The organism is Pseudoramibacter faecis (genome assembly GCF_036289405.1).
GTDB lineage: Bacteria > Bacillota > Clostridia > Eubacteriales > Eubacteriaceae > Pseudoramibacter > Pseudoramibacter faecis.
Genome location: NZ_JAYFFI010000002.1, coordinates 87420 through 107265, shown reverse-complemented (window position 1 = coordinate 107265; position 19846 = coordinate 87420). Strand labels below are relative to the sequence as shown.

The 19846-nt window shown below is 57.6% G+C and carries 16 protein-coding genes and 1 pseudogene; 7 read left to right on the top strand and 10 right to left on the bottom strand.

Annotated elements, in window-relative coordinates:
* Positions 1–22: 22 nt before the first annotated feature.
* The 6 genes from V3C63_RS03115 to V3C63_RS03090 form a co-directional block, all read right to left on the bottom strand.
* On the bottom strand, positions 23–3211 hold the full coding sequence (locus V3C63_RS03115; protein ID WP_329886369.1) for an SMC family ATPase: 3189 nt from the start codon (positions 3209–3211) through the stop codon (positions 23–25).
* Complete coding sequence (locus V3C63_RS03110; RefSeq protein WP_329886368.1) at positions 3198–4385, bottom strand: exonuclease SbcCD subunit D; 1188 nt, start codon at positions 4383–4385, stop codon at positions 3198–3200. Before V3C63_RS03110 ends, V3C63_RS03115 begins: the two co-directional genes overlap by 14 nt.
* A 90-nt stretch (positions 4386–4475) precedes the next feature.
* Positions 4476–4976 carry a hypothetical protein gene (locus tag V3C63_RS03105; RefSeq protein ID WP_329886367.1) on the bottom strand — a complete coding sequence of 167 codons (501 nt, stop codon included), beginning with the start codon at positions 4974–4976 and terminating at the stop codon, positions 4476–4478.
* 72 nt (positions 4977–5048) lie between these two features.
* A complete protein-coding gene (locus tag V3C63_RS03100) occupies positions 5049–5579 on the bottom strand; it encodes an HD domain-containing protein (RefSeq protein WP_329886366.1) in 531 nt (176 codons plus the stop codon).
* A 250-nt stretch (positions 5580–5829) separates the two neighbouring features.
* Positions 5830–6270 carry a PaaI family thioesterase gene (locus V3C63_RS03095; protein WP_329886365.1) on the bottom strand — a complete coding sequence of 147 codons (441 nt, stop codon included), beginning with the start codon at positions 6268–6270 and terminating at the stop codon, positions 5830–5832.
* A 73-nt stretch (positions 6271–6343) separates the two neighbouring features.
* Entirely contained in the window at positions 6344–6637 is a 294-nt protein-coding gene (locus V3C63_RS03090) for a hypothetical protein (protein WP_329886364.1), read from the bottom strand.
* A gap of 105 nt (positions 6638–6742) precedes the next feature.
* On the opposite strand from V3C63_RS03090, the gene V3C63_RS03085 reads away from it, so the two are divergent.
* The 7 genes and pseudogenes from V3C63_RS03085 (at position 6743) to V3C63_RS03055 (ending at position 14685) form a co-directional block, all read left to right on the top strand.
* Positions 6743–7651, top strand: coding sequence for a cupin domain-containing protein (locus tag V3C63_RS03085; RefSeq protein WP_329886363.1), 909 nt, complete (start codon positions 6743–6745; stop codon positions 7649–7651).
* Positions 7652–7694: 43 nt separating this feature from the next.
* Positions 7695–9377: a BCCT family transporter gene (locus tag V3C63_RS03080; protein ID WP_329886362.1), complete on the top strand. Its 1683-nt coding sequence runs from the start codon at positions 7695–7697 to the stop codon at positions 9375–9377.
* A gap of 214 nt (positions 9378–9591) precedes the next feature.
* Positions 9592–10530 carry a sugar phosphate isomerase/epimerase family protein gene (locus tag V3C63_RS03075; protein WP_329886361.1) on the top strand — a complete coding sequence of 313 codons (939 nt, stop codon included), beginning with the start codon at positions 9592–9594 and terminating at the stop codon, positions 10528–10530.
* Positions 10531–10614: 84 nt separating this feature from the next.
* Positions 10615–12033 (top strand): annotated as a pseudogene (locus tag V3C63_RS03070) (trimethylamine methyltransferase family protein).
* A 306-nt stretch (positions 12034–12339) separates the two neighbouring features.
* Positions 12340–13383, top strand: a complete 1044-nt coding sequence (locus tag V3C63_RS03065) for a uroporphyrinogen decarboxylase family protein (protein WP_329886360.1) — start codon at positions 12340–12342, stop codon at positions 13381–13383.
* A gap of 55 nt (positions 13384–13438) precedes the next feature.
* Positions 13439–14134 (top strand): corrinoid protein, encoded by a 696-nt coding sequence (locus tag V3C63_RS03060; RefSeq protein ID WP_329886359.1) that lies wholly within the window; start codon positions 13439–13441, stop codon positions 14132–14134.
* A 14-nt stretch (positions 14135–14148) separates the two neighbouring features.
* Positions 14149–14685: a DUF2284 domain-containing protein gene (locus tag V3C63_RS03055; protein WP_329886358.1), complete on the top strand. Its 537-nt coding sequence runs from the start codon at positions 14149–14151 to the stop codon at positions 14683–14685.
* Between the two features lie 107 nt (positions 14686–14792).
* Here V3C63_RS03055 and V3C63_RS03050 read toward each other — a convergent pair whose 3' ends face one another.
* The 4 genes from V3C63_RS03050 to V3C63_RS03035 all read right to left on the bottom strand — a co-directional run bounded on the left by V3C63_RS03050 (position 14793) and on the right by V3C63_RS03035 (position 19792).
* On the bottom strand, positions 14793–15365 hold the full coding sequence (locus V3C63_RS03050; RefSeq protein WP_329886357.1) for an MptD family putative ECF transporter S component: 573 nt from the start codon (positions 15363–15365) through the stop codon (positions 14793–14795).
* 346 nt (positions 15366–15711) lie between these two features.
* The gene (locus V3C63_RS03045) at positions 15712–17163 is read right to left on the bottom strand and encodes a trimethylamine methyltransferase family protein (protein WP_329886356.1); all 1452 of its coding nucleotides are present in this window, start codon (positions 17161–17163) and stop codon (positions 15712–15714) included.
* A gap of 94 nt (positions 17164–17257) precedes the next feature.
* On the bottom strand, positions 17258–18739 hold the full coding sequence (locus tag V3C63_RS03040; RefSeq protein WP_329886355.1) for a sodium:solute symporter family protein: 1482 nt from the start codon (positions 18737–18739) through the stop codon (positions 17258–17260).
* A 93-nt stretch (positions 18740–18832) separates the two neighbouring features.
* The gene (locus V3C63_RS03035; RefSeq protein WP_329886354.1) at positions 18833–19792 is read right to left on the bottom strand and encodes a glycyl-radical enzyme activating protein; all 960 of its coding nucleotides are present in this window, start codon (positions 19790–19792) and stop codon (positions 18833–18835) included.
* Positions 19793–19846: the final 54 nt, after the last annotated feature.

The following is a 19846-nucleotide window of genomic DNA, read 5'->3' as shown; positions in this document are numbered from 1 at the left end:
CCGCAAAGATGCAAGCAAACCCTCACGCCGGCAGAACGCGGATATAGGAGCCGGCCTCGGTTTTTTCGACCAGAATTTTATCGTCAACCACCTCGAGCAATTCCCGGACATGAGAGATGATGCCGACGGTGCGGCCGTTTCGCTGCAGACGGCTCAGGCAATCCATGGCCTTGTCGAGGGCATCGGCGTCCAGCGTCGCAAACCCCTCGTCGATGAAGAGGGTGTCCAGGCGGATGCCGCCGCTCTCGCTTTGCACCATATCGGACAGGCCCAGCGCCATCGACAGTGCGGCCATAAAAGTTTCCCCGCCGGAAAGGGAATCGGCGGTGCGGGCCTTGCCGGTGAAGTCGTCATACACCGCGATGGACAGGCCGCGATTCTGTTTTTGCATCGGATCGTCGGCGAGGGTCAGGTGGTAGCGGCTGTCGGAAATATCTTCGAGAAAAACGTTGGCGGAGATAAGGATATCCTGCAGATAGGCCGAGAGAATATAGCGTTCGAAGCTGATCTTGGGGCAGCCGCTGACCTTGCCCTTCACCGTTTCGTAGAGATCGCTCGTCCACTTTTGGCGTTCGAGGGCTGCGCTCCGGGCCCGTTGCTGCCGGCGGATGCGCTCTTCCTGGCGGCGGTTGTGATCCAGCCTTGTGGTCACCGTCTGAGCAGCATGGCGCACCCGCTCCACCCAATAATCCGCACGGGTTTTGCGAAGACGGTCATCCTCGAGATCCGGCCGGCGCCGACCGGCGAGTTCTTCGGTGAGGGCGCGCAGCTCTGCGCGGCAACTTGTCACCGCTTCGTCGAATTGCGAAATGGCGTTTTGAGCGCGCTCCACAGCCTCGGCCTTGACCGCGCGCCCAGCCTGGTAACGCTTGCGGGTCAGCTGATGCTCTGTGAGCGCCGCTAAGAAGGTCTTGTGTTCGCGGCTGGCGGCGGCCTCGGCCTGGGCGGTTTGGTCGGCGGCAGCGTGAAGGGCGGCTTCTGAAGCGGCGATTTGCTTTTCGATGGCCTCCCGCTGTGCGTTGAGGGCCTCGCGCCGGTCTGTCATTTGCCGGATTTTGGATTCGCACTGATTAAGCTTTTGAGCAAAGGCCGCCGGCAGATCGGCCAGATCGTCCTGCCGCGGGAAGAGGGCGCGCAATTGTTGCTCGACGACGGCGAGCGCGCCGGCGCGCTGGGCCAGTTCACTTTGCAGCTCGCTCTTGCGGGCCAGCGCCGCGGCGGCCCGCTCCAGCTCGCTTTGCACTTGGGCGAAGGCCTCGCGCTTCTGTTTGAGCTGCTGATGGGTGTTGTGGATGGCCGCACGGCTTTGGGCGAGCGCTTCTTGCCGAGCCTGATGGGTGTTAACGGCGAGCTGAACTTCGGCATCGAGGGTGTCCGGCGTTAATGTGTCGAGGGCCAGGCCGTTTTCCATGCACAGGGCGAGCAGGCGCTCTTGGGCTTCGACGTTGTGGTCCACGAGAAAGCGGTGCTGCTCATCGTCGGCGGCGAGGCGGCCCTTTAAATCGGCCAGACGGGCGTCGCAGGCGTCGATGTCCTTGCGAATGCGGGAGGCGGCTTCGCTTTCGGCGGCGGGCTGGGGATGGTGCGCCGCCCCGCAGACGGGGCAGGGCGTGCCGTCCGTCAGGGTTTGGGCGAGCGCACCGGCAGCAGCTGCCAAACGCTTTTGCTGGAGATGCTGGTGTTCGTGCTCCGCTTGGGCGATGGCGTTTTCTAATTGTCGTTTTTCATCGGTGATGGCGGCGATTTTGGCGTCATTGGCCGTCACATCGGCGTAAAGCGGGCGCAGATTTTTAAGGGCATCCACCCGGCCGGCGGCCGTGGGGATCTGATCGGCCAGCTGCAGCGCGGCGCGCTGTTCGTCACTGGCGGTCTGCTGCAGGGCATCGATGGCCTTTTGCAGGGATTCCTGACGGGTTTGAAGCTGTGCCGTTTGTTCTGCCCTGGGATTCAGGTGCTCAATTTGGGCGCGGAGGTCAGCGATGTGCTCTTGATCCTGTTGCCAGCTGGCCAGTGCGGGTTGGGCGGCCTTTAGCCGAGCGGCCTGTTCGCGCAGACGCTCCAGTGTGACATCAAAATGCGGGTCGCTGGTGGTGGTCAGGGCGGCTTGAAGGCGATTCCGCTGTGACTGATGGGATTGGAGCGCAGCGATGCACCGATTTTCGCGGTCCCTGGCCTTTTGAAAAGCGTCCTGGGCGCGGCGGCTGGCCGTCTCCAGAGGGCGCACCAATGCCGCTCGGCGCCATTCGGTAAGCTTTTGGCGCTTGGCATCCATCTTTGCCTGCTGATGTTCGAGCTGGTTGATGCGCCGCAAAAGCTGTTCACGGCGTTCAAAGCGCTGGAGCAAAGCTTCCCCGGTGGCCAGGCGTCCGGCGACGGCGGTTTGCGCGGCCGTAGCGAGGGCGAGCTCCCGCGTCAGACGTTTCTTTTCCAAGTGATCGCGCTCGTTGCTCAAGGCGGCGGCCGTCATCAGATCGGCGATGACCGCCGCATCCAAACCTTCGGGATGGTCGGCAGCGAGACGCTTTGCGAAGGCGCTTTCGGGCGCGGCTTCCAGATGGCCGATCTCGAGGACAATGGCGTCATCGATGGTTTGAATCCGGGCGTTGGCCTTGTTGTGGGCTTCTTCCACCCGGCGCTCAAATGCTTTGTAATAATTCATGGCGAAGAGGGTTTTGAGCAGGGCGATGCGTTCATTCTCGCCGGATTTGAGCAGCCGGCTGAATTGCCCCTGGGGCAGCATCACGATCTGCCGGAACTGGGTGGCTGTGAGACCGAGAATCCGCTGGACGGTTTGGCTGCATGTTTTTACCGCGCTGGCGAGCAGGGTCTCCTGCGTCCCGCCATCATCGGCGGTTGTGATTTGCCAAAGCTCGCACTCGGCGGCACGGCTGATGATCCGCGTCTGAGGTTGGTTGAACATCTCCTGCTTGGGCTGGCGTCGGATGCGGTAGGTCCTGTCGCCGGCGGCAAAGGTGAGCGTCACGCTGCAGGTTTTACCGGGATTGGCAAAGTCGCTTTTCATGGCTTGGGGCCGGCGCTCCAAGGCGCTGGTTTCGCCGTAAAGGGCGTAGCAAATGCCGTCGAAAATGGTGGATTTGCCGCTGCCGGTGGGCCCCGAGATCAAAAAAAGGCGGTCGCCCAGGGCCGTGAAGTCCACCGTTTCGGACAGAAACGGACCGAAACAGGTCATGGTGAGTTTAAGCGGTCGCATCGTCATCCTCCGAAATCTGGTCGAATAATTCGCGGGCAAGGGCGCTTTCGGCCTCGGGCAGCGTTTCGCCGCGAATGGCCTGATAAAAATCGACGAGCAGGGTCATCGGGTTTTCGAGATGCTCTTTGATGCGCTGCTGGCGGCCGCCCCCGTCCAGGCTCCGGCTGCTTTCGTAGCCCATTTCCAGCACGTTGGGATACACTCGACGCAGACCCTCCATGGGGTTCGGCACGCGGACTTTATCGGTGAGGATGACCCGCAGATAGTCGTCGCGGTGCGGAGCGGTATAGGCCGAGAGACTAGTGAGTTCGTCGAAGGTGCCGCGGATGACGCGCAGATCCCGCAGCCCCGCGATGGGAAAGGCGGTGATGGCGGGCGGCGCCTGTCGATTGCGAACGTCGAGATCGACCAGCGTCACAGATTTTTTTTGATCGACCTCGGAGAAAGAATATTTGAGCAGGGAACCGGCGTAGCGAATGCGATCGCTCCCGACTTTCTGGGGACGGTGCAGATGGCCGAGGGCGACATAATCAAAGGCGTCAAAAAGGCTGGCATCCGCGTAGGAAACGCCGCCGATTTCAATGGGGCGCACCGAGTCGTCAATGTCCCCATCCTGGGGAACGCCGGAGAGAATCAGGCCGTGGGTCACCAGCACGTTGGGGATGTCGGGGTTCATGCGCGCGGTGATGTCAGAGACGATTTCGCGGTACATGGCGTTGTAGTCCGGGATGTTCTCGCTGCCGGTGAGATCGCGGTATTCCACTGGCTTGACAAAGGGCACGGGCCAGAAGGCAACCGGGGCGGCATCGCCTTTCCCGGTGAGCAGGATCGGGGTGACGATCGGCCGATAGGTGCCGATCATGTGGAGCCCCTTCTGCCGCAGAATGGCCGAGCCGTAATCCAGACGTTCGCGGCCGTCGTGATTGCCGCCGATGACAATGGCGGGAATGGCCAGGTCGAGCACCACCTCGGTGAGGATGGTATCGACCAGGGTCATGGCTTCCCGGGGTGCCAGGGCCCGATCGTAAAGATCGCCGGCTACGATGAGGACATCGGGCTGTTCGCGGCGGATGAGGGTCAAAAGCTGCCCGAGGGTGTGGCGCTGATCCTCAAGGAGCGCATGTTGATTGAGGTGGCGGCCGATGTGCCAGTCGCCGGTGTGAAGCATTTTCATCGTTAGCCTCCGAAGGTCTTATCGTGTGTCGTGTGCGGGTAAAAAATATCTGCGGCGGAAAAGCTCCGGCCCGCAGATAAAATGCGCTGATCAGTGGACTAATTTATGAAGTGCGTTGTAGAAGGATTTGGAGCACTGAAAATGAACGCTGCAGGTTTGGCCTTTCTTACGATAAAGGAGCACATAGGAAGGGAACTGCGTGAGCTCCCGGGGGGAAACCGTGTAGCTCACTTTCTTGCCGTCCACCTGATCCTGCCGGTCAAAACGGGCCTTTTCCCAAACGCCGATGACGTTTGCGATGGGAATTTCTGCGACAATATTGTGGTAGAGCAGAGTGACGCGGCGCTCAAATTCCAGGCGTTCGTGGGTGAGCAGCAGGGTGTAGGTGGTATCGGCGTAGCGCAGCACCAGCACAAGGGACGTCAGCATAATGGCCACGGAAACCAGACCGAGGATTTGGACGCTCGACGGATGGCGGCGCATATAGATGGAAATGCTGGTCATCATCGCGATGATGACGGCGACGATGGCAATGGCCAGTTTGCCACTCAGCTGGCTGTTGTAGACGCGTTCTTGGGCTTTGACAGACATGGGATCTCCTTTGCGCGGGGATGTGCCCCGGTGTTTTCGATTGGATTATTATACTTTAAAACGGCCAATTCTTCAAGGGTTTAAAGGTCGCTGCGGCGCTCCGACGGCGGGCGGAAAGAGCGCGTCCAAAAGCGCCAGACCCGTTGCGGTTTTAAAGATCCGCTGCCGCGCCGAGGCGACAGCATCTACCGAAGCCGCATCCTCGTAAAGGTTGACCAGAAAGTCGGCCTCTATCAGAATTTGATAATCCAGGCCGTCGATGGCGGTATAGGTATGGTGATGACCGACGAGAAAGCAGACGCGGTTGATTTGCTCTTCGGTGTAACCGCCGCAGTCTCGCAGGAGCTGTTTGGCGACGGGCGGCCCTTCGATCTCCTGATATTTGCCGGAAGAAGTGTGATGTTTGGCCTCGGCCTGGTGAATGCCGATATCGTGGAGAATGGCGGCGGTTTCGAGGACGAATAAATCGGCCTTGGATAAGTCCTCGGCGGTGCCGATGAGGGCGGCGAAGCTGTGAACCTTGATAAAATGCTGGATGCGTTTGGGATCGCCGGCATCGTATTGAATGGCGGCGCGCATGAGTTTCATGTGTTGCGGATGCATGGGGATCCTTTCTCGGGCGGTTAAAAACAGCCCGGCAATTTCGTGTGGATGCCTTTGAGTATATCACAATGGGAAAACGGCATTGGTCTTTTTCAGAAAAATGCATCCGATACCGGTGACGCCGATGACGGCGACAGCGCGCGGGGCATCGGGCCCGGTGGCGGACCTTTTTGGAATTTGCCTGGGTTGAATGGGCATGAAGGTCCTGAAGCGTGAATGGATTTCTTATTCGACTTTTGACGGGCATTGCCTACGATTGTGTGGGCGGCGGGCCGACGCGCATCCCGGTGACGGTGACGTCGGCGACGTGAATGCCGGTATCGTCGGTGATGACGATGCGGTAAACGCAGGAGCGGCGGCCGTTTTTTTCGGCAATGGACTCGGCCGTCAGGGAGTTGCCCCGGGCGGCGGTGAGATAATGGATGGTCGCGTCGACGGAAACCGTGTCGGGAAAACCGGTGTTGCTGGCGACGGCAAAGGTGAAGTCGGCCAGGGTGAAGATCGCGCCGCCCATCACGATGCCCAGCGCATTGCGGTGCGCCGGCGTGACGGCCATCCGGCACTTGGCGTAGCCGGGGGCGACGGCCGCGATCTCGCAGCCCGTCACCTCGGTGGCGTAGCGGTCGCCGGCAAAGCGGGTGCGGGTGGTTTCGAGAATAGTGGGATCAGAAGATGCTTTGAGTGGATTCATGGTTTAACCTCACATTCTTTTTTTCTATATAGAGACCGGCCTTATTATACCCCGCCCGCTTGAAGATCGAAAATCATTTCCAAAGAATTTTAGGGCCTGCCAGAAAAGCGTGCAGGCCGCGGCGGGTGGCGCCCGAAGATTGGGCCGAAAACGCAAAAACCGCCGGAGGCGGTGCACTGCCATAGATTTTGGCAAGCATTGACGCAAACTGCCAGAAATCAGAGCGGTATTTTGGGAGTCGGGCGGGCAGAGCCGGATTCAAAAAATAAAGAGCCAAAAGTTTTAATAGAAAAATTCCAACCTCCATTAAAAATAAAAGAAAATTTATAACTTTGTAAATTTCTTGAGTTTTTGAAAATTTTGGCACAATCCTTGCGATGATATAAAAATATCAAACCATTGGCGGCCGGTGCATTGGCATTGATCGAAGCATCGGAGAAAATACCAAAAACATGGAAAGAGAGGTTTTATCATGGGGAAATTGGAAGGATTAGACAAACGGGCATTTGTGACGCATCTGGACGACGTGCCCTGGCAGGAAGTCGGCGATGGTTTTCGAATCAAAAAACTCTTGAGCGAAAACCATTACGACAAGAGTGAGTTTTATATCGGCGTCGCGGAGCTCGACCCGGGCAAGGACATCCCGGTGCAAAAGGCCAACCTCGCCTGCTGCACCCATATTTTGGAAGGGGAAGTCTGGGCGCGCCTCGGCCGTCAGCGCTTCCAGCTGGAAAAGAGCGCGTCAAATTATTTTCCGGCGGGTCTGCCCCACGCCTATGAACACTCCGGCGACCGGGGCGTGCGCTTCTTATTCTGCTACGCGACGGATAACGACATCGGCGAAAAGGACCTCAAGATCGAACCGGTGGACGAACAGACGGCCCGCGATTACTATCAGCCGAACTGCCCGTCTAACTTGATGAGTCCCGGCGCGGAAGCGACGGGTTGCCGTTGGGCAACGGCCGGGGATACCGATCCCTGGGTGATTGTCGAAGCGGCGCAGGGCATGCGCAGCCAACGCTTTCAGGCGCATTTTGATGAAGTGAAGGGCTGCCAGGAAATGTGGTGGGGTCTTTGTCGGACGCGTCCGAACTGTCGTTACACGCCCCATTATCACGAACAGGCGGAAATTTTCTACATCACTGAAGGCTGCGGCGTGATGTACGGCGGGACGGAGGTCCACAAGGTCAAATCGGGGACCTTGCTCTACGCGCCAAGCGGCTGCGTTCACGGCATGGTCGTCGATGACAATAAAGAGCTCTTCGCGATTTATTGCTGCAGCATCGAACGCGTTGGCACGGCTTACGAACGCATCGAGGTGGCCGATGTGCCGATCATCGCACCGGTCGACCGAGACGAGATGATGCTCAGCAAAGTGTGAGGGAAGGCGAAAGACACAATCAAAGACGATAAGAGAGGACGCAATGAACCAACATGAGAAACAAAACGCGCCGGTCACGACCGGCGTCTGGGAGATGATCAACAAAAAGATCTTTGTCCCGGGGGTGATCATTCTGATTATTTTTGTAGCTTCAGGAATTTTGTTTCCCAAAAGCTTTCTCAATGTGCTCAACGTCATTGAGGGCTGGGAAATGGGATCGGCCAAGTGGATTTATGTGTTATGCGCGGTCTTGACGAGCATGATCTGCCTATGGGTGCTTATTAGCTCGAAATACGGGAATATTAAATTCGGCGGCAAAAACGCGCAGTCGACCATCAAGAAGCGGACGTGGATTACCATTTCGCTCACAGGCAGCATTGCCATCGGCATTTGCTTTTTCGGCGTAGCGGGGCCGGTGCAGTTCTTTTTGGACCCGCCGAAGTTTTTAGGGGTGCAAGGCGGCACCCAGGCCGCGGTGGTGCCGTCGATCATGTACAGCTTTTTGCATTACGGCCTGCCGCCCTACTTCATCGTGACCTTCGCGGGCTTTGCTATCGCCCTGATGACCTACAACGGCAAGCGGGCCTTCCGGGCGAGCTCAACCCTGTATCCGCTCATCGGCGACAAGTGCGACGGCATCATCGGCAACGTGGTGGATATCATCATGTTCTTGTCGCTGGTCATCGTCGGGACGAACATGGGGCTGTCGGTTATCCAGCTCAACGCGGGAATCGGCAACATCCTCGGCAACCCGAAGCTCGACATCCAGCTGATCATCATTTTGGTTTATGTGGTGGCGACGGTGTTCTTTGCGACCTCCGGGGTGCACGGCGCCATGGGCAAGCTCAGCGACACCAACGCTTTGCTCTACGTCTTTGTGATTCTCTTCGCGCTGCTCGTCGGACCGACCAACCGGCTGATCTGCCTCGGCTTTGAAGCGGTGAGCCGCTTCGTCATGAACTACATTCCGATGGTCGGCTTTGGGGACGCCGTGATGCAGACGGGCTGGCAGAACAGCAACACGATGTTCTATTATTCGTGGAATGCGATGCCGGGGCTTCTGGCGGCGTTCTTCTACGCGACGATGGCCTACGGGCGCACCCTGCGGGAATTCATCGTGGTCAACTGCCTCGTGCCCTGCGCCTTCCTGGTGTGCTGGTATGTTTTTGTCGGCGGCTCGGCCATCTTCGGCGTGATGAACGGCAGCAACCTGCCCGAGGTCATCGCGCAGTACGGCTCCGGGATTGCGACCTTCGCCTTTTTGGACACCCTGCCCTTTGGCGCCATCACCAAATGGGTGTTCATCGTCATGGCGGTCATGACCTTTGTTACCTGGTCGGACGCGATCGCCTTCTCCTTCCCGATGATGTTCCTCAAGGAAACCACCGAGGACAAGGCGGAAAACAAAACACCGAAAATCCTCATCGCGGGCACCGGGATCTTCATGGGCCTGCTGACTTTTGTGCTCGTTTATGTCGGCGGCTACGACGCGATGAATACCTCCATCGTGTGCTGGGGCCTGCCGGCCAGCCTGCTCTTGTGTTTGATGGTGATTTCGTGCTTTAAGTTTTTGCTGCACCGCGAAAATTACGATTATACTTATATTGAGGAAAATGCCGAGGCCACGGCGATGGCGGAGGCGAAGCCGACGGCTGGTTCGCCGGAGCCCGAACTCGATCCGGAGCCGGCGCTGGCAGAGGCAGTAGCGGCGGAAAGCGGTCAATAAATGATGTGATACCGGGGAAATTCTTCACCCCGGTATTTTTTATGCGCAAAGAGATAATTGGCAAGGTTTGGCAAAGTATAAAAAAGAAAACGCAAAGACAAGCGGGCTGAAAAGGTTTATAATAAATAAAAAAGTTCGGCACATCGGGATTTTGCGGCGGCGATTTTTTGCGCGGTCGCAAAGACGCCGATGAAATGAATTGAGGAGGGAAATTATGGCAATTTACGACAGACCGTTGCGATTGGGGATGCATACCTACACCCTGCACTTTTTCGGGCTCGGCGAAAGCTGGGGATTCGGCAAGGATTATTATTTTGAACAAACGATGGATATCTGCGAAGTGATGGACCGCGCCGAAAAGTGGGAACTCGACGGTCTGCAGGTCACCAAGGTGGACCTCGGCTGCCTGACGCCAGACGTGAAGTTGGATCCTGGCAAGTTGAAGGAAATCGCTCAGGAGGCGAAAAACCGCGGCCTGTTCTTGGAATTTAACTCGTCCTTTGAAGCGGGCTCCGACTCTCGCGTCAACTGCACGGTGGAAGAAGCGCTGCAGATTGGCCACGATCTAGACGCGGAGCTGGTGAAATTCAGCCTGGACATCAAGCGGCCGCCGAAGTTCTACGGCTCCTGCATGCATCCGGAAGTGATGAAGCAGCTCGCGGCTAAATACGATTTGTTCAAGGCGGCGATGCCGATGATCGAAGATTTCGATCTGAAGATCGCCATTGAAAACCACACCGATACTTTCGCCGATGAAATCCTCTGGATCGTCGATAAGCTCGATCACTGGCGTGTCGGGACCTGTGTGGATACGGCCAACCCGCTGCAGGTCATGGAAAATCCGTCCTACGCGATGGAAAGGATGCTGCCTAAGGCCTATTGCTGTCACTTCAGCGACGATATCATCGTCGTCGATCCGCTGGGCGTCCACGATATCGGCGCGCCCCACGGCCAGGGCTCTTACGATTGCGCCCACATGGTGCGCGAAATTCGCGAAAAATCGCCGATGGACAAAATCATCTTCGAAAATGAAATTGCCTTCAGGAGCACAGATGAGCCTATCGAAGAAGCGAGGGAAAGAGAACTTCAGGCTTGCGAAGAGAGCGTGCGCTACCTGCGCGACGAGCTCAAGCTGGGCGTGCGCGGCCGCTAAAAACAGGCATTCGGAAAATCAGGCATGCATCGGCTGGTGCATGCCCTTTGCGTTAGCGTAATCTTTTAAGAAGAGGGGAAAACCATGCAGGATATGCAGCGAGAACAAATGATTCACGACGCGGCCATGGAGATCATGCGCGAGGTCGGGGTTAAAATTCACAACGAAAAAGCGATCGAGATTTATCGGGCCAACGGCATCAAGGTCGAAGGCGACATCGCCTATTTCACCGAAGAGCAGGTGATGCACTGGGTAAAGATAGCGCCGGAAAGCTTCACTCTTTACGCCAGAAACCCCAAGCACAACGTGATCATCGGCGGCGAGCACGTGAACCCGGCGCCGGTTTACGGCTGCGCTTTTATCGACGACTGGGAGGGCAACCGCCGCAGCGGCACCATCGAAGACTATGTGAAATGTGCGAAGCTCGTGCAGGCCAGCGACGTTTATGACATTGACGGTGGGATTATGATTCAGCCGAGCGAAGGCTCAGAAGCCACGGCGGCCGCCCGAATGTTTTACGCCACACTGACCCATTCCGATAAGGTGCTCATGCTGTCCACCGGTTAGAAGGAAGAGATGCAAAGTATCCTCGACGCGGGCTGCGCCATGTTTGGCGGCAAAGAAGGGATGATCGAAAAACCGCGGATGATCACCCTGATCAACACGGTTTCGCCGTTGGCCCTCGACGAGCGCATGCTCGACTGTCTGATGCTTTTGGCGGAATACGGCCAAGGGGCCATTCTCTGCCCGGCGACTATGCTCGGGGCGACAGGTTCCCTTTCGATGGCGGGGACTCTGGCCAGCGGAACGGCGGAAAGCCTTGCCGGCATCGTGCTGGCCCAGATGATTCGCCCCGGCGCGCCGGTGGTCTTCGGGGTGCAGTCCACCGCGGCGGATATGCGCGGCGTGACCTTTGCCTGCGCCGCGCCGGAAGGGACGATCATGCAAGGATTCTCTCGCAACATGGGGAAATTCTACGGTCTGCCGTCTCGCGGCGGCGGCTGCCAGACCGACGCCCCGGTGATCAACTGCCAGGCAGGCTACGAATCCATGCTTACCTATTATTCGGCCTATCGCCACGGCATCAATCTGGTGATGGAAGCCGGCGGCGTGATGAACAGCGTCAACGCGACCTCCTTCGAGAAGATGATCATCGACTTCGAAATCATGAGCCAGGTGAAGTTCGCCTTCACGCCTTTTGAAATTAACGAAGAAACCCTCAACCTCGAAGAAATTAAGGAGCTGGGGCACGACGGCAGTTTTGTGACCTCCGACTATACGCTGGATAATTACGAAGACCTTTATATGCCGAAGGTCGGCCTGCGGGATGCCCACGGCCCCGAATATTTTAAGGAAACGATTGACAAGGAAATGAAGCGCCTGCTGGACCACTACGACAGCCACAAGCCGACGGTGGACGCCGATACATTGGCGCAGGTGAAGGCCGTCTTGGCCGCTTCCGGCGTGGACACGGCCGAGCTCGATCGCATCGAAACGCTTTAGGCGGCAAGCCTTATATCAGCAAAAAGCCCCGGGAAGGCCCGGGGCTTTTTGCGTAGCAGCGCCAAAACGGGGCCCGAACGATAGAAAAAACATTGGAAAAATATAAAAAATTAGGGTTCAATTCTGGGTGAAATGGCCCGATTTCGGGGGCGAAGCGGGGCAAAATCCGGAAGCCGCCGCGAAAAAAGTGGGAAAATCACAAAATTCGTATCAAAAACAAAAAGAAGTTGCCAATCGTTTTCAAGGCGCTGCGCTATAATAAAGCCGCAATCACAAAGCACATTCAAGGAGAGAGAGGAGAAATGAATGAACGCAATGGAGAGAGTGGTCGCGGCGCTCAACCACAAAGAAGCGGACCGCGTGCCGGTTTATCCGATATTAAGCGGGGTGACCCGCAAACTCGTGGGGGCGAGCTACCCCGATTGGTCTAAAGATGCGGATATCTGCGCCAAGGCCCTTTTGCAGTCCCAGATTGATTACGACTTGGATTGCATCGTGACGCTCATCGATTTATCGGTGGAGTGTGACGCCTGGGGACAGGAACTGATCTACCCCGAAAACGAAGCGGCGCACCCGGATTATAGCCGTTGTGTGATCGCGACGGAAGACGATTACGATAAAATTAAAAAGGTGGACTACCGCACTTCCAAGCGCATGATGATGCACATCGACGTGTGCAAAAAGCTGGTCGAAGCGGCTAAGGGAGAATTTCCGATCATCGCTTTTGTGTTCGGCCCGCTGGGGACACTATCGATGCTGCGCAATCAGCAGGAGATGTATATGGATTGCATCGACGAGCCGGAAGCGGTGCATCAGGCGGCCTGGGAAATCAACGAAACCTTAAAGGACTATTCCAAGGCCATCATGGCCACCGGAGTTCAGGGCATCATGTTCGACACGCTGTTTGCATCCGGCTCCATCATGAGCAAGGAAATGTGGGACGAGCTGGAAGGCGAGTTGGTTGAGGATTTGGCCAACACCACCCGGGAAGCCGGCGGCATGGTCTTTATTCACAATTGCGGCGGCGATATTTATTTCGACGCCCAAATCAAGCGCATGCATCCCGACGGCATTTCTTTTTTATATCCGCCGGACGACTGCGAAGACTTTATCGAATGCAAAGAAAAATACGGCGATCAGACCACGCTCATCGGCTGCGTCGCACCGACGACGGCCGCGTTGGGCACCGACGAAGCCTGGGAGGCCGAATGCAAGAAAAATATCGACGAGATGGCCGCCGGAGGCGGATTCATCCTGGCGACGGGCTGCGAATACCCGGCCAATGCAGAATTTGAACACGCGCAGCAAATGGTGGACATCGCCAAGCGCTACGGCGTGTATCAAAAATAAAAACCAATCACATGAATCAAACAAAAGGGAACGGAGCACAAAGGAGGAACCCAACATGAGCGAAGCATTATTGCAGGAAATTGCGGAACAGCTGCAAAAAGGTAAACGCAAACAGGTGAAGGCTCTGTGTGAACAGGCCATCGAAGAAGGCATGGACGCCGGCGAAGTGTTACAGAAGGGCCTGTTGGCCGGGATGGATGTCATCGGGGTCAAATTCAAGGCCAACGAAATCTTTGTGCCCCAGGTGCTGGTGGCGGCCCGGGCGATGAAAGCCGGTTCCGAAATTTTAAAACCGCATCTGTCCAGCGGAGAAAGCAGCGCCGCCGGGAAGGTGGTCATTGGGACGGTCAAGGGCGACTTGCACGATATCGGCAAAAACCTCGTCGCGATGATGATGGAAGGCAAGGGTTTTGAAGTCATCGATTTGGGCGTCGACGTGCCCACCGAAAAGATCATCGAAACGGCGATCGATGAAAAGTGCGATGTGATTTGCCTGTCGGCCCTGCTCACCACGACGATGCCGGTGATGCAGGAAGTGATCGAAGCGGCGCAGGAAGCCGGGATCCGCGACCAGGTGAAGATCATGGTGGGCGGCGCGCCGGTCACCAAGGAATTTGCCGAAAGCATCGGCGCCGATGCCTATGCTGAAGACGGCCCCCTCCGCGGCGGAAACGGCCATGGCCTTGATCGCCTAAAGGCAATCTTTAAAGCACAGCCCTTCGCCCCGCGGCAGAGGGCTTTTGTGATTTGACGAGCGAGGACGCGATGAAACAAGCAGAAGCGATTCAACTGGCTGAAAGCTGCGGCTTTGATCACACCGGGATTTTTGATGTCGCAGGGTTGAAGTTTCTCTCTGAAGTTCGGGATATGTGCGAGGCGAACAAATGCGGCCTTTACGGCAGGCGCTGGACCTGCCCGCCGGCCATCGACACCTTGGAAGAGATCCGCGCCAAGGCCCAGACGTACGAATGGGGCATCGTGCTGCAGACGACCGCCGAGATGGAAGACGAGTTTGACGGAGAGACGATGCTGGAAGCCCAGGAGGCCCAGATCGACCGCTTTAACGCCTATTGCGACAAGCTGCGCGAGGTGGCGGCGGACTGCCTGCCGATGAGCAGCGGCAACTGCACCAACCGCTGCAAAGTCTGCACCTATCCCTTCGGCGGATGCCGCTTCCCCCAATATGCCTATCCCTCGATGGAGGCCTATGGCCTGTTGGTTTCGGAGGTGTGCAAGCTGGCGGACACCCCTTATTATTACGGGCGGAGCACCGTGACCTTCACCAGCTGCGTGCTGTTTTAGCCCCGGACCCGAGCCTGACGCTCGGGTTTTCTTTTTTAGGAGTCTGTCTTGCAAATTAAAAACCGGGAGATATCTCCCGGTTTTTCGCGCGTTTTGTGCGTGCAAGCTTACATGTCGATTTTTAAGATTTTTTCTGTCATGCGCTCTGCGACCGAAGCCGAAACGAGGCAAAGGACGAGCACCAGCACAAACATCGGGATCGTGCCGTAGTGGTCAAGGCCGTTAACGTAGGCGGATGACATTTCCTCCGAGGCCCGATTGAGAAAGTCGGCCTTGGAAAAATAAAGGGGCATCAAGTTGCCGAGGGGTACCAGGCAGACGATGGGCACCGCCAGGCGCAGGCCGCTTCGCTTTTCGTGGCCGACACAGGCCCAGACAATCTCGGCGGCCACGATCACCGCGAGCATCCAGATCCACATCATCGGGATGCTAAGTTCGCCGAAACAGCGGTATAAAATGAGCCACAGCAGCGGAATGGCGGCGGCCGCCCCGAAGCCTGGCTTCATCTGCATGACGCAGGTGATCGGCCCGGCGGCGACAAAGGCCGCGAGGATCGGGAACAGCACCCAGTAGAGCGGGCTTGCAAAGCCGGGAAGCTGGGTGCAGAGCACCAGACCGAAAAAAATCGCAAAACAAAGCACAAAGCGAAGAATTTCTTTTTTGGTCCATTTGGTTAGCATGTCGATCATCTCCTTTACAGGTTTGAAATTTTTTGGTACGGATCATCAAAAGTGTTGCGGGCCATCGGAGTTGCTCCTCTTTGACGGCCTTGTCAACTAACTTCGTGATCATTATAAGCGCAGGGAAGAGGATTGTCAACTATAACTAACATTTTGAAGAGATCGGCGGAGATGGTTGTGATGATGGCAATGATGCAATGACGGAAAAAGAGACGAACCAAATCAATATCCGCAAAGACGCCGGCCCCCTGTGCAAAGTTTCGCTTCATTAAAAATCCCCGAATGCGAGACTTCGCATCCGGGGATTCGGCTGATGTATTGGAAAAGCCGGAAGAGGGAAAGCGGCTTACCAATCGATTTGTTTGGCGGCCTCGATGGTGCTTGTGAGCACGTCCTGAGGCACGAAATCCGCGAAGGCGGCCAGCTGATCGGCCGTGACGTCCGGCATGGTGTAGGCGGCTAGGCGCTCGCCCACAATTTTGCCGGTGCGATCGGTTACGCTCCGGCGCCCGCGGCTGTCCCAGGTGGCGTGGCCTTCGCGGCTGGGCACCTTGAGGATGATGTAGTCGTCGTCGTAGGCCTCGGTGCTGTCGTCCATCAGGTCGTCTTCGAGATCGAGGAAGGTGCCGCCGGGGCCGATGTCTTTAATGGCGTCGACGAGCAGCGTGTCTTCGTTCACCTCGATGCCCCGGAGGATGCGCCGGATATACAGGAGGATTTCTTCGTCGTAAATGTATTTGTCGTAGCTGATGGTGCTGTCGGAGTCGAGGCTGCCGCAGGAATGCACCATGAAGTCGGCGCCGCTTTGCAAGGTGGCAAACATCGTGGCGTAGGATTCCACGCCGGCCTGCATGTCCACCTGTTTGGCGTCGCAGGAGGAGCCGCCGGTGCGCACCGGCAGGTGATAGTAGTCGCCGAAGGCCTTGGCGGCGGAGAAGATCAGGCATTGTTCCGGGGAGCCGATGCTCGGCGTGCCGTAGCGCAGGTCGCAGCCGTGGCTTTGATTGCCGTAGATCACCGGGGCGCCGGGGTTGATCACCTGGGCCAGCACAATGCCGGCGAGCACTTCCACGTTGTTCATCAGCAACAGGGAGGCGAGGCTTCCAGGCACCGTCATCCCGTTGAGGCTCGACGGGGTGATGAACATGCCCTGGCCGGCCTTGGCGTAGGTGATGAGCGCTTCACACATGGCCGGCGAATAATGGGCCGGAGAAGCGACCGAGATCAGCCCGTTGACCATCACTTGGTCGTCCCCCGCGCCATAGAAGCGGCGCGCCATGGCGATGCTGTCTTCGGCGTGTTTGTAGCCGTCGACCATGCCGATGGCCGGCCTCGTGTCGAGGAGCAGTGTCGTGGCCTGGGCCCAGTTGGAGGCGATGGACGCATCCATGAAGTTGAAGTCGATCATGTTGGGGTTGGACACATCCAGCACTGGGCTCGACGCGTGGAGCTTGGTAAAGTTCAAGAAGTCCCGCTGGGTGGTCTTGTGGAATTCGCCGTTTTCGAGCACGAGGATCGGGCCGTAGGCCGGGGCGCAGATGGTTTTGCCGCCGCCGACGGTGACGCTGCTTCCCCGGCCGACCCATTCGAAGGTGGCCGGCGCGGTTTCAAGCGCCTTCTCGACATCGGCCGCCGTCATAAAGACGGTCTGGCCTTCGGTGCGAAAGCCGTGCTCTTTAAAGATGGCGATGGCGTCGTCGTGGGCAAAAATCACCCCGACGGTCTCCAAAATCTCCATCGATTTCTCGTGGATGAAATCCAGTTCCGCTTTGGTGGCAAAAGTGTAACGATCTTTCATTGGTTTCCCTCTCTTGTGTGAATGTGAATCTGAATGGCCGTGTGAACCGCAGCGCCCGGGGCTTGCGAGCAGCCGCCGAGCGGAATGTATTAACTTATTGCTGGACTTTGGCCTGATAGTATTTGGCGTTGCCCAGAGAATCCTTCTGGCCGAAGGCGTTGCCCACGAGGATGCCGATGAGTGTGGCCGCGACGCCGGGGACCACCCCGCCGCCGATGATGGCGCTTAAGCTTGGCACCCCCTGGAAGAGGCAGGCGACGATCATGCCGAAGACCATGCCGCCAATGGCGCCGGATTTGGTGAGCTTGGAGCGAAAGACGTTCCCGTCGGTTTTGTCCATCATCAGATAGCCGACGGCAAACAGCGGCACCAGCACGCCGCCGCACACCGCGTAGCCGAAGTTGGCCAGGCTGTAGATCATGCTGGCGCCCATGGAGACCAGCACGGAGATGATCCCGCAGACCACGGTGGCGATGCGGCTGTATTTAACGGTCTGCTCGGTGGTGAACTTGCCCTCTGGATCGATGACGTCGGCGACGATATTGGCCGCAGCACAGTTTAAGTGGGTGTCCGCCGAGCTTAAGGTCGCGGCGAGCACGGCCATGCCGAGGGTCGCCGTCATGAAGCCGGGCATCTTGTGCATGACCATCCAAACCAAGGCCTGGTCGCCGATGTGGTGGTTATAAAGAAAAGCTAAAAGGCCGAGCATGATGGTGAATAGCGGAATGATCGTCCCGACGGAAAACGCAAAGGCGTAGGCGTTGCGGCAGGTTTTGGCGTCCTTCGAGGTGAAGGCGCGGTTCCAGTAAATCGGATTGGACAATGTGCCGAGGAAGCCGGTTAAAAACGCGGTGACGATCTGCATCGGCGTCATCGTGGTCATGTTCCACTTCTGGGGCGCGATGGCGACAATGGCGTCGCGAAAGCCCGCGAAGCCGCCCCAGTCCACATGGATCATCTTCACGCCGAAGAAGATCGCGAGGAAGCAGGTGACCAAAGCGATCATGCCGTGAAGGAAGTCCGTGACGATAACGGAGGCCAGCCCGCCGCAGGTGGTGTAGAAAATGAACACTGCGCCGCAGATCAGCGCGACGATTCGGTAATCCAAGCCGAAGAGCTGCTGCACGACGTAGGAGATGCCCATGATCTGGGCGCCGGCCCAGAGCATGTTGGGCAGGAAGTTGGCCACGCCGGCGATGCGCCGCACCAGGGTGTCCCCGCCGCAGATGTGGGCGCCGATGAAATGCGCCATGGAATAGCAGCGGAAATGGGCGAGGTAGGGCCCGATGACCAGCGCCATCACCACTCCGGCGGCGATCCCTTCGCCGAAGAGCTGCCAATAGGCTGCGATGCCGTAGGTGAAGCCGCGGCCCGCCTGGCCGATGAACAGCCCGGCGCCGAGCAGACTGGCGAAGGCAGTCATGGTTAAAAACAACGTGTTGGTGTTCTTGCCGGCGATGAAAAAGTCGTCGGCGTCTTTAATGACATCCTTTTTGCGCAGGCCGGTGATGATGCAAAACAGCAAATCGGCGAGCATCAAAACCATCGTCAAAACTTTTACACTTGTGTTGATCATGAGAACGCTCCATTTCTCCTTAGATAATCATTGGCACAAAATGTTTTATTAGAATAATCTTAAATTGGTTCGTTTGCAAAAAGCAAATAAAAATCAATGCGCTGGGGGAAACATCACCTTCCCGGCGATTTTGATCTCAAAGGGCCAGTCCCGCGCCTTGAGGATGGCCACCTGTTCTTCGGTGGCTTCCACCGTTAGCGGCGTGATGTGCTCGAAGGGGCAGGGCCGCCCCAAATAGCGGTATTTGGCGGTTCCCAGCCGGTGGTAAGGCAGAAACTCCAGCGAGCGACAGTTTGGAATCTCGCGGCAAAACTCGGCCGTGGCGACGATGTTTTCCTCGGTGTCGTTGACGCCGGGGATGAAGGGTACCCGGGCGTGCATCGGCGTGTCGGGAAACGCCTCGCCGGCGCGCCTGGCGTTGGCGAGAATCGTTTTGTTGGAGACACCCGTCCATTTTTGGTGGGCCGCGTCGTCCATGTGCTTGAGGTCCGCAAAATAACTGTCGAGCAGCGGCAACAAGCGGGCGAGGTTCGCGTAGTCGCCGTAAAGATCAAGCTCGGCCGTGGTGTCGATCAGGCTTTCCTTGCAGGCCTTGAGGATGGCCTCGGCAAAGTCGGCCTGGAGCAGCACGTCGCCGCCGCTTAAGGTGACGCCGCCGCCGGAATAAAAATAGAAAAGGCGGTCCTTTTGCACCTCGCGCATGATATCGTCGACGCTCATGGTCTTGCCGAAGATATCGATGGCGTGGGGGATGCAGGCGTCGGCGCAGCGAAAGCAGTTGTGGCAGCGGCTTTGGTCGCGGACGATGGCGCTGCCGTCTGCCGAGAAGGCCAGGGCGCCGTTCGGGCAGGCGGCGATGCAGTGGCCGCAGCGGCGGCACTTCGACTGCATGTAATACCATTCCGGCTCGCGCTTGTGGGATTCCGGCGTCGAGCACCAGGCACAGCGCAGCGGGCAGCCCTTCAAGAAGATGACCGTCCGCAGGCCCATGCCGTCGTCCGGCGAGATGCGCTCGATTCGCAGGACCGTCCCGGTTGTCGCTTCGCTTTTCATGATGACGTCCTTCTTTGATGAAAAGGGGGACGGGTGTCCCCCGGGCCGTTGGGT

Bases quoted from the DNA above. Each gene is read 5' to 3' on its own strand.
- V3C63_RS03040 (WP_329886355.1), bottom strand. From the start codon at position 18,739: ATGATCAACACAAGTGTAAAAGTTTTGACGATGGTTTTGATGCTCGCC.
- V3C63_RS03095 (WP_329886365.1), bottom strand. From the start codon at position 6,270: ATGAATCCACTCAAAGCATCTTCTGATCCCACTATTCTCGAAACCACC.
- V3C63_RS03055 (WP_329886358.1), top strand. From the start codon at position 14,149: ATGAAACAAGCAGAAGCGATTCAACTGGCTGAAAGCTGCGGCTTTGAT.
- V3C63_RS03100 (WP_329886366.1), bottom strand. From the start codon at position 5,579: ATGCATCCGCAACACATGAAACTCATGCGCGCCGCCATTCAATACGAT.
- V3C63_RS03105 (WP_329886367.1), bottom strand. From the start codon at position 4,976: ATGTCTGTCAAAGCCCAAGAACGCGTCTACAACAGCCAGCTGAGTGGC.
- V3C63_RS03115 (WP_329886369.1), bottom strand. From the start codon at position 3,211: ATGCGACCGCTTAAACTCACCATGACCTGTTTCGGTCCGTTTCTGTCC.
- V3C63_RS03050 (WP_329886357.1), bottom strand. From the start codon at position 15,365: ATGCTAACCAAATGGACCAAAAAAGAAATTCTTCGCTTTGTGCTTTGT.
- V3C63_RS03035 (WP_329886354.1), bottom strand. From the start codon at position 19,792: ATGAAAAGCGAAGCGACAACCGGGACGGTCCTGCGAATCGAGCGCATC.
- V3C63_RS03085 (WP_329886363.1), top strand. From the start codon at position 6,743: ATGGGGAAATTGGAAGGATTAGACAAACGGGCATTTGTGACGCATCTG.
- V3C63_RS03065 (WP_329886360.1), top strand. From the start codon at position 12,340: ATGAACGCAATGGAGAGAGTGGTCGCGGCGCTCAACCACAAAGAAGCG.
- V3C63_RS03110 (WP_329886368.1), bottom strand. From the start codon at position 4,385: ATGAAAATGCTTCACACCGGCGACTGGCACATCGGCCGCCACCTCAAT.
- V3C63_RS03060 (WP_329886359.1), top strand. From the start codon at position 13,439: ATGAGCGAAGCATTATTGCAGGAAATTGCGGAACAGCTGCAAAAAGGT.
- V3C63_RS03045 (WP_329886356.1), bottom strand. From the start codon at position 17,163: ATGAAAGATCGTTACACTTTTGCCACCAAAGCGGAACTGGATTTCATC.
- V3C63_RS03080 (WP_329886362.1), top strand. From the start codon at position 7,695: ATGAACCAACATGAGAAACAAAACGCGCCGGTCACGACCGGCGTCTGG.
- V3C63_RS03075 (WP_329886361.1), top strand. From the start codon at position 9,592: ATGGCAATTTACGACAGACCGTTGCGATTGGGGATGCATACCTACACC.